This is a genomic window from Devosia honganensis (assembly GCF_042648785.1).
GTDB classification, from domain to species: domain Bacteria; phylum Pseudomonadota; class Alphaproteobacteria; order Rhizobiales; family Devosiaceae; genus Devosia; species Devosia honganensis.
In genome coordinates, this window is record NZ_JBHRYD010000005.1 from 117,728 (window position 1) to 131,096 (window position 13,369).

6 protein-coding genes are annotated in these 13,369 nt (G+C 66.8%); 3 read left to right on the plus strand and 3 right to left on the minus strand.

All coding sequences use genetic code 11. The features are described 5' to 3' along the window. Nucleotides 1-1,416, plus strand: a complete 1,416-nt coding sequence (locus ACFOOL_RS07535) for a sensor histidine kinase (protein WP_380096330.1) — start codon at nucleotides 1-3, stop codon at nucleotides 1,414-1,416. Between the two features lie 289 nt (nucleotides 1,417-1,705). Next, a complete protein-coding gene (locus tag ACFOOL_RS07540; protein WP_380096331.1) occupies nucleotides 1,706-4,585 on the plus strand; it encodes a bifunctional [glutamine synthetase] adenylyltransferase/[glutamine synthetase]-adenylyl-L-tyrosine phosphorylase in 2,880 nt (959 codons plus the stop codon). 3 nt (nucleotides 4,586-4,588) lie between these two features. On the opposite strand, the gene ACFOOL_RS07545 is transcribed toward ACFOOL_RS07540, so the two are convergent. Together ACFOOL_RS07545 and pepN are read right to left on the minus strand one after the other, a co-directional pair. After that, the gene (locus ACFOOL_RS07545; protein ID WP_380096332.1) at nucleotides 4,589-5,986 is read right to left on the minus strand and encodes a sensor histidine kinase; all 1,398 of its coding nucleotides are present in this window, start codon (nucleotides 5,984-5,986) and stop codon (nucleotides 4,589-4,591) included. A 183-nt stretch (nucleotides 5,987-6,169) separates the two neighbouring features. Then, nucleotides 6,170-8,806, minus strand: a complete 2,637-nt coding sequence (gene pepN / locus ACFOOL_RS07550) for an aminopeptidase N (RefSeq protein ID WP_380096333.1) — start codon at nucleotides 8,804-8,806, stop codon at nucleotides 6,170-6,172. 383 nt (nucleotides 8,807-9,189) lie between these two features. On the opposite strand from pepN, the gene ACFOOL_RS07555 reads away from it, so the two are divergent. Next, nucleotides 9,190-11,040 (plus strand): ABC transporter ATP-binding protein, encoded by a 1,851-nt coding sequence (locus ACFOOL_RS07555; protein WP_380096334.1) that lies wholly within the window; start codon nucleotides 9,190-9,192, stop codon nucleotides 11,038-11,040. Between the two features lie 239 nt (nucleotides 11,041-11,279). Here the strand turns inward: ACFOOL_RS07555 and ACFOOL_RS07560 are convergent, their stop codons facing one another. After that, entirely contained in the window at nucleotides 11,280-13,226 is a 1,947-nt protein-coding gene (locus ACFOOL_RS07560) for a putative bifunctional diguanylate cyclase/phosphodiesterase (protein ID WP_380096335.1), read from the minus strand. Nucleotides 13,227-13,369 lie beyond the last annotated feature (143 nt).

Sequence of the window (13,369 nt, forward strand, 5' to 3'; positions counted from 1 at the left end):
GTGAGCCGTCTCGCCCAGGTCTGGCGAACCTCCACCGTCCGCCTCACCGCGACCTTCATCGCCATCTTCGTGGTCTTCGCCATCCTGCTCATGGCCTTTATCGGCTGGCAGTCGAGCGTGCAGATCCAGCGCCAGCAGACCGACGACATCGACCGCGAAATCCGCCTGTTCCAGCGCATCGAGGCCAATCAGGGCATCCGCTCGCTGGCCTTCGCCGTGAACCGGTTCTCGAGCCAGCCGGGCCCGGGCATCTATTTCCTCGGCGACGCCGCCGGCCAATACCTGCTGGGCAACGTGCCCGACATGCCGGCCGAAGTGCTGATCGCTCCCGGCGTCTACAGCTTCGACTACGACCGCACCGACCTCAGCGAGGAAATCGGGGCGCTGCTCGATCCCGGCGCGCCCCGCCGCTCCGGGGTGGCGCTGGTCCGCTCGGTGGAACTGGGCAACGGCATGCGGCTGGTGGTCGGCCGCGACGTGGTCGAGCGGCGCGGCTATTCGGCCATCATCCTGCAAAGTTTCCTCGTCGGCGTGGTCGGCATCATCCTGTTTTCGGTGATCGCCGGCGGCATCACCGCGCGGCGGGTGCTGCGGCGCATCGACACGATCCGCGACACCTCCACCAAGATCATGTCGGGCAATCTGTCCGAACGCGTGCCGCTGACGCGGCGCAATGACGAATTCGACGGCCTCGCCACCAATCTCAACGCCATGCTCGACCGCATCGAGCAATTGCTGCAGGGGCTCAAGGAAGTCACCGACAATGTCGCGCACGACCTCAAGACGCCGCTCACCCGGCTGCGCAACCAGGCCGAGGCGGCGCTGCGCGACAATGCCAGCGAGGAAACGCGGCAGCAGGCGCTGGAAACGGTGATCGCTGAAAGCGACCGGCTGATCCGCACCTTCAACGCCCTGCTGATGATCGCCCGCGCCGAGGCCGGTGCCCCCTCCGGAACGCTTTCCGCGGTCGATGTCGGCGCCATCGTGTCGGACGTGGTCGAGCTCTACGGGCCCGTGGCCGAGGATGCCGGCATCGAGGTCGTGAGCGATATCGAGGAGAATATCCTGCTCAAGGCCAATCGCGAGCTGATCGGCCAGGCCATGGTCAATCTGCTGGAAAACGCGGTGAAATATGCCCGGCCCGAGGATGGCAGCCCCGGGCGCATCGCCATCGGCCTGCATCGCCATGGCGGCATGGCGCGCATCGAGGTCGCCGACAATGGCCCCGGCATTCCCCAGGCCGACCGCAACCGGGTGCTGGAACGCTTCGTGCGGCTGGAAAAGAGCCGCTCCGAGCCGGGTTCCGGCCTGGGCCTGGCGCTGGTCAATGCGGTGGCGCGCCTGCATGACGGCAGCTTCCGCATCGAGGATGCCGCGCCCGGCGTCCGCGCCGTGCTGGAGCTGCCGGCGGGATAGGCGGTCATCCGCTTCACCCTCCACCCCACTATGTCATTCCCGCGAACGCGGGAATCTCCATTTCCCGACCCCTCATAAACCTCCTGAGCATCCTCCCCCATCGTCACCACCGGACTTGTTCCGGTGGCTTACACGAACCGCCGCAAGCTGGATTGCCGGGATAAACCGGCAATGACGAAGGACGGAGAGGCTTGGACGAGAAGGAGGAAGTCGTGAACCCCCGCCACCCCAGCCGGCCGCGCCCGCCAAGTGCCTTGCCGCCTTTTGCGCCGCGCGTTATCCCTCGACGATGAACCCCGCCCTCTCGCCGCTGCCGCCGGTCGCCCATCCCGCATTCGACGCCCTGCTGGCCGGTTTGCCGGCGCCTGTTGCGGCGCCCTTGCGGATCGCCGCGCCGCTTTTGGGCACGCTGCTGGAATCGGCGCCCTACCTGCTCGATCTGGCGCGGGAGCATGCCGATTGGCTGGCCGGCGTGTTGGAAGGGGATGCGGAGGCTGCTTTCGCCGCCCTGCTGGCGGACGTCGCCGCCGCCGGCCGCGGCGCCGACGAAACCGAACTCGCGCGTGTGCTGCGCATGGCCAAGGGCCGCACCGCATTATTGGCCGCCATTGCCGAAACCGGAGGCGCCTGGACCACGGCGCGGGCGACCGAGGCCCTGTCGGACCTGGCCGATGCGGCGCTCGAAGCCGCGCTCGACCTGCTGATGCGGCTGGCGGCCGCAAGGGGAAAGCTGGCCATTGCGCCCGAGAAGGCATGCGCCGCCAATTCCGGACTCACCCTTTTCGCGCTGGGCAAGCATGGCGGGCGCGAGCTCAATTATTCCTCCGACATCGACATCGTCGCCTTCTTCGACCCGCGCAAGGGCGTGCTGGCCGACCCGGACGAGGCGACACGCATCTATGCGCGCATGGTGCAGAAGCTGGTGGGGCTGATGGAGGACCGGCAGGCCGGGGGCTATGTGTTCCGCACCGATCTGCGGCTGCGGCCCGATCCGGGCTCCACCCCGGTCGCCATCTCGTTCGATGCGGCGCTGGCCTATTACGAGGTGCGCGGGCAGAACTGGGAGCGCGCCGCCTGGATCAAGGCCCGGCCCTGTGCCGGCGACAAGGCGGCGGGCGAGGGCTTTCTGCGCGAGCTGGCGCCCTATATCTGGCGCAAGCATCTCGACTTCGCCACCATCGCCGATATCCAGGCGATGAAGCGGCAGATCAATATTTCCAAGAAGGTCGGGGACATCCGCGTCGAGGGGCACAATGTCAAGCTCGGGCGCGGCGGCATCCGCGAGATCGAGTTCTTCGCCCAGACCCAGCAATTGATCGCCGGCGGCCGCGACCAGAGCCTGCGCGTGCGCCCCACCGCGAAGGCCCTGGCGGCGCTGGCGGCGGCGAGCTGGATCGGTGCGGACACCGCCGCGGAACTGACCGAAACCTATTGGTATCTGCGCGCGGTCGAGAACCGGCTGCAAATGCTGAAGGACGAGCAGACCCACATCATGCCCGAGACGCCCGCCGGCGTGGCGGCGATCGGAAGGCTGATGGGGGAGGCCGATCCCGCCGCCTTCGAAAGCGCCTATCGCGCCGCCCTCGAGCGCGTCTCGCGCTACTATGCCGAGCTCTTCACCGAGGGCGAGACGCTGGGCTCGGGCGAAGGCAATCTGGTCTTCACTGGCAGTGACGACGATCCCGAAACTCTCGAAACCCTCGCCAGCATGGGCTTTGCCGATGCGCACAAGGTCGTCGAAACCGTGCGCAAATGGCATTATGGCAGCTATCCCTCGACGCGGACGGCGGCGGCGCGCGCCCATCTGACCGAATTGCTGCCCTCGCTGCTGGCCACCATCGGCCGCGCCGGCAATGCCGATGCGGCGCTGGCGCGCATGGATGATTTCCTTTCGCGCCTGCCGGCCGGGGTGCAGTTTTTCGCCCTGCTGCGCAATCACGAGCAATTGCGCACCCTGCTGGTGCAGTTCATGGCCTCGGCGCCGCGCATGGCCGAGGCGGTGATCCACCGCGCCCATGTCATGGACGGGCTGATCGATCCGGCCTTCGCCACCGAAATCACCCATCGTGCGGTGCTGGTGGCCAAGACCGATGCCTTCCTCGCCGACGCCCGCTCCTATGAGGACCTGATCGACCGCGCCCGCATCATCGGCCAGGAACAGAAATTCATGATCGCGGCGGGCCTGCTGTCGGGCACGGTCGGCGCGGCCGGGGCAGGGGAGCAGTTCACCGCGCTGGCCGAAACCCTGCTGCACCGGCTGTTCAACAAGGTGCGGGACGAATTCGCCGTCCGCCACGGCCGCATCCCCGGGGCCGAAATGGCGCTGCTCGCCTTCGGCAAGATGGCGGGGCGGGAGATGACCTTCACCTCCGATCTCGACTTCATCCTGCTCTATGAGGGGCCGGACACCGAATCCGATGGCGCCCGGCCACTGGCGAGCTCGCATTATTTCACCCGGCTGACCCAGCGGCTCGTCGCGGCCATCTCGGCGCCCACGGCGGAAGGCGTGCTCTACGAGGCCGACATGCGCCTGCGGCCCTCGGGCAATGCCGGGCCGCTGGCGACCAGCCTTGCCGGCTTTCACGCCTATCACAAGGACAATGCCTGGACCTGGGAGCACCTGGCGCTGAGCCGCGCCCGCGTCGTGGCGGCGACCGGCGATCTTGCCGGCAAGGTGGATGCGGAAATCGCCGCGATCATGCAGCGGCCCCGCGACGCCACGAAAACCGTCGAGGACGTCGTTGCCATGCGGGCGCTGATGGCGCGCGAGCGCAAGCCGCGCCACGCTTTCGACCTCAAGCTGGCCGATGGAGGCCTGGTCGATCTCGAATTCATCGCCCAGTCGGCGCAACTGGTGGCGGGAAACACCATCGGCCTGCCGCAGGCCCCGACGGCGAGGGTGCTGGCGCGGCTGGCGGAAACCGGTCTCGTCCCCGCCGGCCACCGCCTCGCCGAGATCCACGGGCTTTATTCGACTATCGTGCAGGTGATGAGCTCGGCCCTGGTGAACCCCTTCCGGGAGGAAGCATGGACGCCGGCCTTCAAGGACCTTCTGGCGCAATTGTCGAACTATCCCGATTTCGGGCGGCTCGAGCTGGATGTCGCCGACATGCAGCGCGAGGTCTCGTCGGCAGCCGCACTCTGGTACGAAAAGGCGGCGGTGCTGTAACCGTCAGGCAGCCGCCAGCTCGGCGGCGGCCGGCTCGATCGGCAGCGAGATGGCCACGGTGGTGCCCAGCGAGGGCGCGGAATCGATGGCGATATGCCCGCCGCTCAACTCGGCGATGGCGCGGGCGATGGAAATCCCCAGGCCCGGCCCGACGCCGTCGCGGGTGAAGGTGGCGTCGCCCAGCGCGAAAGGCTGGCTGAGCCCGGCCAGGCGCTCCTCGCTCATGCCGATGCCGGTGTCGCTGATCTCGACCACCACCCCGTCCTCGGCCGCATAGGTGGCGAGGGTGACGCTGCCGCCCGAACGGGTGAAGCGCACCGCATTGTCCATGATATTGCCGATCATGCGCGTCAGCCCCAGCCGGTCGCCGCGCAGCACCGCGCCCGAGGCGGGGCCCACCGTCAGCCGGACGCCGGCGCGCTGCATCTGCCCGCGAAAACGCTTGATCACCGTGTCGAGCACCTCATCGAGCAGCACGATGTCCTGGCGCAGCGCCTTCTGTCCGTTTTCGAGCTCGGCCAGGTCCAGAATGGCGGCGAAGGAGGCCAGCAGGTGCTCGCCCGAGGTCTTGATGGTCTCCACATATTCCGCATAGCGCTGGTCGCCCATGGGGCCATAGGTCTCGTGCTGCATCAGTTCGGCAAAGCCGATGATGTGGTTGAGCGGGGTGCGAATGTCGTGGCTGAGATGGGCGAGGAAATTGGTCTTGGCGCGGCTGGCGGCCTCCGCCTTCAGCTTTTCCTCGTGATAGCGGCGGGCGAGCAGGCGCTGCTCCTGGCGGATTGCCCCGAGCATGGCGTCGGCGCGCTTGCGTTCGGTGATGTCGGTCACCAGCGTCACGAAATTGCCCTCGCCCAGCGGTCGTTCCTCGATGAGCAGGCAGGTGCCGTCGGGGCGGGAGAGTTCGAGCAGGCGGCTGCGCTCGTCCTCGCATAGCAGCCGCATCTCCCCGCCCGACACCAGCCGGCCGATGGCCTCGCGATAGTCCGGGTCGGCCCCGCCGGCTCCCAGGCTGCGGCGGTAATTCTCGTTGCATACGATAAGCCGCCCGGAGCGGGTCCAGCAGGCCAGTCCCATGGGGATGGCAGAGGCAAGCTGCCGGTAGTCGTCGCGCCTGCCGGACGCGGGCGGGCGCTGGCGGGTGGCCAGCACGATCAGCGCGCAGGCCAGCACCAGCGCCGCGGCGCCGCGGCCGGCCAGCCCGAAAAAACTGTCCCATCGGGAATATTCGGAAATTTCCAGCAGCTCGAAAGTACGGCTGGCGTCGTAGGCGACGAACAGGGCCGCGCCGAGGATGGCGATGGCGGCGATGGCGAGGCCGGAGGAAAGCTGTTCCCGATATTTCCCCATGCCGACGCGGAATCCGAACGCGCCGGCGCCGGACGCCTCCGACGATCGCATGAAATTCTCCATTCTTTTGAGGGGCTTAGCGCCCAAGACCGACTTGCCCTTAACAAGGTATGAATCAGGGATTCGTGCTTGTCCAGAGCCCCTTCGGGGGCGCTTCCGGGCGGGCGGCGAAAAGCGGAGTCGATTGAATCACTTAGCGGTGAAGAAAAATTCTTCCAATTTCGGCGTGTCGTATCACCCCGCCAGCAGCCGGTCGAGAATGTCGGCGACGTTGCGGCTGAGCCCCTCCCGATCCCGGAGCGCCGCCAGCGCTTCGCGCCCCTTGTCGCGCCGCGCCGGCTCCAGAATGGGCAGGATGCGGAAGCCGGTGAGGATGCGCGAGGCCACCTGCGGGTTGACCCTGTCGATCTCCGCCACCGCCTCGGTGATGAAGCGGAAGCCGGCGCCGTCCTTGCGGGCGAACTGCACCATATTGCTCATCACGAACGGGCCCAGCAGCGAGCGCAGCCGGTTGGGATTGGTGCGGGGGAAATCCGGGGCGGCGAGAATGGCGCGCATGCGCTCGACGACCCGATCGTCCGGCGCCTGGGCCGAGGCGGTGAGCCATTTGTCGAAGACCAGCGGATCGCCGGCGTGGATGGTGCGGAAATCTCCCAGGATCGCCTGGGCGTCGCCGGTCCAGTAATGGGCGGCGATGGCCATGGCCGCGTAGCGGTCGGTCATGTTGGCGGCGCCGGTATATTGCGCCGTGGCCAGCGGCGCGCCCCGGTCCGAGCCGGCGACGAGCAGGCCGAGCAGCCCGTTGCGCAGCGAACGGCGCCCGGCCTGGCCGGCGTCGGGGCTGTAGGGCTCGCTGGAGGAGAGGGCGCGGTATTTCGCTTCCAGCCGTTCCGCTACCGGCCCCACCATGGCCGTCATCAGCCTCTTGCGGGCGGCGGCCACGGCATCGGGATCGACATCATGCCCGATATGGCGGGCCACCACGGTTGCGGCCGGGATGGCGATGGCCTGCGCCTTGAAGGCGGGGTCGAGCCCGGGATCGTCCAGCGTGTCGAGCAAGGCCTGGCGCAGTGCATCGATATCCGTTCCCGACCAGTCCTTGCCCCTTGCCGCATCGGCGATCAGCGCCGTCGAGGCGGTCTGCAGGGCATCCCAGCGGTTGAACGGATCGCTGTCGTGCCGGGCGAGGAACAGCAATTGCTCCTGGCCGAGATTGGAGGTGACCTTGACCGGGGCGGAAAAGCCCCGGAACAGCGAGGGCACCGGTCGGCTGGCGATGCCGGTGAAGGTCAGGGTCACGCTGGCGCGGTCGAACAGGATGAGATCGTCCCGAACCTCGCCGCCGCTCACCCCGGTCCAGCCCATGGGGCTGCCATTGGGGCCGATGAGGCCGAAGCGCACCGGGATCAGCAGGGGCTGCTTTTCCGCCTGGCCGGGGGTGGGATCGACCTTCTGGGCGAGGGTGAGCGTATAGGTCTGGCTGGCCGCGTCATAGCTGTCGGTGACATCGACCTGCGGCGTGCCCGCCTGGGTGTACCAGATGCCGAATTGCGCGAGGTCGACGCCGTTGGCGTCCTCGAACACCTTGAGGAAGGCCTCGATGGTGGTCGCCTCGCCGTCATGGCGCTCGAAATAGAGATCCATGCCCTTGCGGAAGCCGGCCTCGCCCAGCAGCGTCGCCAGCATGCGCACCACTTCGGCGCCCTTCTCGTACACCGTCGTCGTATAGAAGTTGTTGATCTCGCGATAATTGTCCGGGCGCGGCGGATGGGCCAGCGGGCCGCCATCCTCGGGGAACTGGTTGGTGCGCAGGTTCTGCACGTCATGGATGCGCTGCACCGGGCGGCTGCGCTCGTCCGAGGTGAATTCCTGGTCGCGATAGACCGTCAGCCCTTCCTTGAGGCAGAGCTGGAACCAGTCGCGGCAGGTGATGCGGTTGCCGGTCCAGTTGTGGAAATATTCATGGGCGATGACCCGCTCGATGCCATGATAATTGGCGTCGGTGGCGGTTTCGGGCTTCGCGAACACCAGCCGGTCGTTGAAGATGTTGAGGCCCTTGTTCTCCATGGCGCCGAAATTGAAGTCGGAAACGGCGACGATGTTGAACACGTCCAGATCGTATTCGCGGCCGAAGCGGCGCTCGTCCCAGGCCATGGAGCGCTTGAGGCTGTCCATGGCGTAGTGGCACTCGTCTTCCTTGCCATGGGCGCAATAGATGGCCAGGGCGATCTCGCGGCCGCTCATCGTGGTGAAGCTGTCGGTGATCGAGCCCAGGTCGCCGGCCACCAGCGCGAAGAGATAGGCGGGCTTGGGAAAGGGGTCCTCCCAGACGGCGTAATGCATGTCCTCGCCGGCATCGCCCTGCTCGAGCAGATTGCCATTGGCCAGCAATATCGGGGCGAGGCTGCGCGGGGCGGTCATGCGCACCTTGAAGGGGGCGAGAATGTCGGGCCGGTCGAGATAATAGGTGATGCGGCGGAAGCCTTCCGGCTCGCACTGGGTGCACCAGGTGCCGCCGGAGCGGTAGAGCCCCATCAGCCTGGTATTGGCCTCGGGCTTCAGCGTCACCTCGGTCTCGAGCACGAAACGGCGCGGCGGCGGCTCCACCAGCGTCAACCCGTTGGCGTCGCTCGTATAGGCCGACAGCACCATCGGCGCGCCGTCCATGGCGATGGAATCGAGCTTGAGCTCGTCCCCGTCCAGCACCAGCGGCGTGCCCGGCTCCGTGCCGGGGCGGGGCTCGATGGTCAGTTGCGCGCGCACGCGCGTGGCCTCCTCGCGGATCCGGAAATCGAGGTCTGCTGACACGATCCGGTATGGGGTGGGAGCATAGTCCTTGAGATAGATGGTGTGCTCGCTCTCGGTGCGCATGACCCGGTCCCGTTATTTCGTTTCGCCAACCGGCGGCCCGTTCCGGTCCGCCGCGCCTCCGCGGGAAGAAGCAGGAGGAAAAGAAGTTTCTCCGCCTGTGTCTGCCCGGTTACAGCCGATTCGTCGTACTGATGTATTCTATGCGGCTCCAGGCTGCATAGCGTGACTCTTCGCCGCCAATTGAGACGGCAATGGGGAAGGCTCGTAAAGTGGCTTTTTGCACGTGCTCCTCTGTGCCGGTTTCGGGCGACATGAGCGCGGTTCCGAAATTTTCGCGCGGGTTCCGCCGCCGGCCGTGAAACGCCATGGCCTCGACTGCAGTTGAGGCGGCATGGAAGTGGCCGCGGTGCGGGAGCCCGGCAAGGATGAAATGGTGTTGAGCAATGTTGCGCTGGTTTGAACGGCGACTGAATCCCTATCCGCTCGAAGAGCCGGTGGAGCCGCCCAAGGGGCTGTTGGCCTTCTGCCTCCACTATAGCCATGGCGCCAAGAAATGGCTGGCGCTGATGGCCGTCGCCGCCGCGGCGGTGGCCATCGGCGAAATCGTCGTCTTCGGCTTCATCGGCGACGTGGTGAACTGGCTGGCCGGCGCCGATCCCGAGACTTTCCTCGAAACCGACGGCTGGAAGCTGGCCGGCATGGCGGCGATGATCGTGGTGATCCTGCCCACCTTCATGCTGGTCTCGACGGTGACCATGCACCAGACGCTGCTGGGCAATTTCCCCCAGCGCATCCGCTGGATGAGCCATCGCTATCTCATCCGTCAGTCGATGAGCTATTTCCAGGACGAGTTCGCCGGCCGCATCGGCGCCAAGCTGATGCAGACGGCGCTGGCCGTGCGCGAAGTGGTGATGAAGCTGCTCGACATGCTGGTCTATGTCGTCGTCTATTTCACCGGCGCGGTGGTGCTGGCGGCATCGGCGGACTGGCGCCTGGCCATCCCGTTCCTGGTCTGGCTCTGCTTCTACGTGGCGATGATGGTCTATTTCATCCCGCGCCTGGGCCATATCTCCGAGGCGCAGGCCGACGCCCGCTCGTTGATGACCGGGCGGATCGTCGACAGCTATACCAATATCGCCACGGTCAAGCTGTTCAGCCATTCCAACCGCGAGGAAACCTACGCCAAGGAGGCGATGGACGAGTTCCTCGACACGGTCTATCGGCAGATGCGCCTGTTCACCGTGCTCAACCTGTTGGTGAACTGGTCCAATTCCCTGCTGCTGGCGGCGGTCGGGGCCACGGGCATTTGGCTGTGGATGCAGGGCGCCATGACGCCCGGGGCGCTGGCGGTGTCGCTGGGCCTGGTCATGCGCTTCCAGGGCATGAGCCAGTGGGTGATGTGGGAAATGTCGGCCCTGTTCGAGAATATCGGCGTGGTGCGCGACGGCATTGCCTCGATCTCGCTGCCGCGGGTCGTGGCCGACAAGCCGGGCGCCCAGCCCATCGGCAAGGTCGCGGGCGATATCCGCTTCGAGAACATCTCGTTCCACTACGGCAAGAGCAAGGGCGTCATCGAGGGGCTGAACCTGCATATCCGCCCGGGCGAGAAGATCGGCCTCGTGGGCCGCTCGGGCGCCGGTAAATCCACCATCGTCAACCTGCTGCTGCGCTTCTACGACCGGCAGGACGGGCGCATCCTGATCGACGGCCACGACATCGCCGAGGTGACCCAGGACAGCCTGCGCGCCAATATCGGCGTCGTCACCCAGGATACCTCGCTGCTGCATCGCTCGGTGCGGGAGAACATCCTTTACGGCCGGCCCGACGCCACCGAGGAGATGATGATCGCCGCCGCCGAGCGGGCCGAGGCCGCCGATTTCATCCCCAGCCTCACCGATCCCAAGGCCCGGCGGGGCTATGACGCTCATGTGGGCGAGCGCGGCGTGAAGCTCTCGGGCGGGCAGCGCCAGCGCATCGCCATTGCCCGGGTGCTGCTCAAGAATGCGCCGATCCTGGTGCTGGACGAAGCCACCTCGGCGCTGGATTCCGAGGTGGAGGCGGCCATTCAGGGGCAGTTGCAGCACCTGATGCAGGGCAAGACGGTAATCGCCATCGCCCATCGCCTCTCCACCATCGCCATGATGGACAGGCTGGTGGTGCTGGACAAGGGCCGGATCATCGAGCAGGGCACCCACGCCCAGCTCGTCGACAGCGGCGGCGTCTACAGCCAGCTCTGGCATCGCCAATCCGGCGGCTTCATCGAGGTCGACGAACCGGAGGAAGCGGCGCAGTAAGGGAGGGCCGGCCCCCTTGCCCCCGGCGGAGGGCAAGGCAATCGCATATGGATAAATCCGCGATGCGGGCCCCTTCGCCTCCCTCCCCCTCAAGGGGGAGGGATCGAGGGTGGGGGTTTGGGATTATCCGGGAGTCCGCTTGCTTCATCGAGAATATCGATGGAGCGGAACCCCCACCCCTAACCCCTCCCCTCAAGGGGGAGGGGAACGCAACAGCTTCGGCAAAGGCCGTGGACCGCCTAGCCCCTCGACACCGCGCGGGTTTCGAGCTGCCGCAGGGAGCGTTCGCGGGAGAGATATTCGCCGACCTCTTCGGGCCGCATGGGGCGGCCGAACAGATAGCCCTGCATGACGTGGCCGCCCAGCGCCACCAGTGCCTCGAGCTGCTCCTCGGTCTCGATGCCCTCGAAGACGCAGGAGATGCCCAGGTTGCGGCTCAGGTCGATCATGGTCTTGACGATGGCACGGCTGGCCGGGTCGCTGGTGACCTCGACCACGAAGCTGCGGTCGATCTTGATGCGGTGCAGCGGCAGCTTCTGCACGTGGGTGAGGCTGGAATGGCCGGTGCCGAAATCGTCGAGCGCGATGCGGGCGCCCAGCCCCAGCAGCGCCAGCAGCGACTGGTTGGCCTGCTTGAGATCGCGCATCACCGCGGTTTCGGTGATCTCGAAATCGATCCGGCAGGGCGAGCCGTGGGCGGCCACCAGGGCCACGATCTGCTCGATGGCCGTGCTCGAGCCGATATCGTGGGCCGAAAGGTTGACGGAGAGCCGCAGCGAGCGGGGCAGGTGGGCGCTGGCCGCCAGCGCCTTGCGCAGCACCGCCCTGGTGATCCTGCCGATCTGCCCGCTGCGTTCGGCCAGCGGAATGAACTGGGCCGGCGAGATTTCCCCCAGGACCGGGCTGCGCCAGCGCGCCAGGGCCTCGAAGCCTGTGGTCGCGCCCAGCGAAATATCGAATTGCGGCTGCAAAAGGACGTAGATTTCCTCATCGAGATCCGCCGTGTGCAGCAGATGCTCCATGCGGCGGGCCTGGTCGATCTCGCGCCAGTGGCGTTCGGCGAACACCACCGCCGCGCCGCGCGCCTCGCGCTTGGCGATGGAGGCGGCATTGTCGGCGCGCTCGAACAGTTCGTGCGGCGTATCGCCGGGCCGCGAGGCCGCCAATCCCACCGAAGCGGAGAGACGCACCACGCCCTCGGGCAGTTCGAACGTCTCGCGCATGGCCTCGCAGAATTTTTCCCCGTGCCGGGCGAGCGTCTCGTCATCGACCGGGCCGGGCAGAACCAGCCCAAAACTGTTGCCGCCCATGCGCGCGACGAAAATATCGGGCTGGCACAGCGCATCGAGCCGGCGGGCCACCTCGATCAGCACCCGATCGCCCGCCAGTTGCCCGAAAATCTCGTTGACCGACTTGAACCGGTCGAGGTCCAGCCGGGCGGCCGCGACCGACTGGCCCGCGTCCTCCGCCTGCCGCAGCGCCAGCGTCAGCCGCCGCTCGAAGCTGCGCCGGTTGGGCAGGTTGGTCAGGCTGTCGATATTGGCGAGGCGGTAGTTTTCGTCGAACAGGCGCTGCGTCTCCGCCTGGCGTCGTGCCATGTCGCTGCGCGAGGCCACCAGCGCGGCGAAATCCCGGTTATTGGCGAGCAGGATGACCAGGAGCCCCGCGATCACCAGCACCATGTTGACCGCGATGGCGATCAGCGTCTGCTCGCCCCAGGCGAGGAAAAACACGAAGAACGGCACCAGGGCGCACAATCCCACCGCCAGCGCGGCGGCGCGCACATGCATGAGGCAGAACATGCAGCCAATGGTGGTGATGCCGAGGAAAAAGGCGATCTGCGAGCGCAGATAGGCGTCGCCATAAGGGAACAGGGAAAAGCTCCAGGCGACGAAGCCCAGCGCCATGGCCGCCGCGATCCACACCATGGCACCAAGGCCCCGGCGGGCCTGCTCCACCGTGATCGGCGAATCCTGGCTGCGCCACCATTGCACCGCCCGGATGATGCACAGCGCCGTGAGCGCCGCTGGGATGTGGACGGCAAGCGCCGTCGGCGCCACCTCGAAATGCGTCCAGGCCACGATCAGCGTGTTGCACATCAGCATGGCGTAGAGCAGCGGCACCTGCCGGCTCACCGCCCGCCATTGCGCCAGGACCAGCTCGGGGGTGTCCGGCGGGAACGACAATCTGTTACCAATGTGCCGGAACACGGACATGCGGGCGGGCCTTTCAATACCGGCACTATCGGTAAAATTACTAAGTTATTCGTAAAACGTTTGCCGCCGTCCCGGGGGCCTGCGACCGGCAGCGGGGATTATCCGAAAACCGC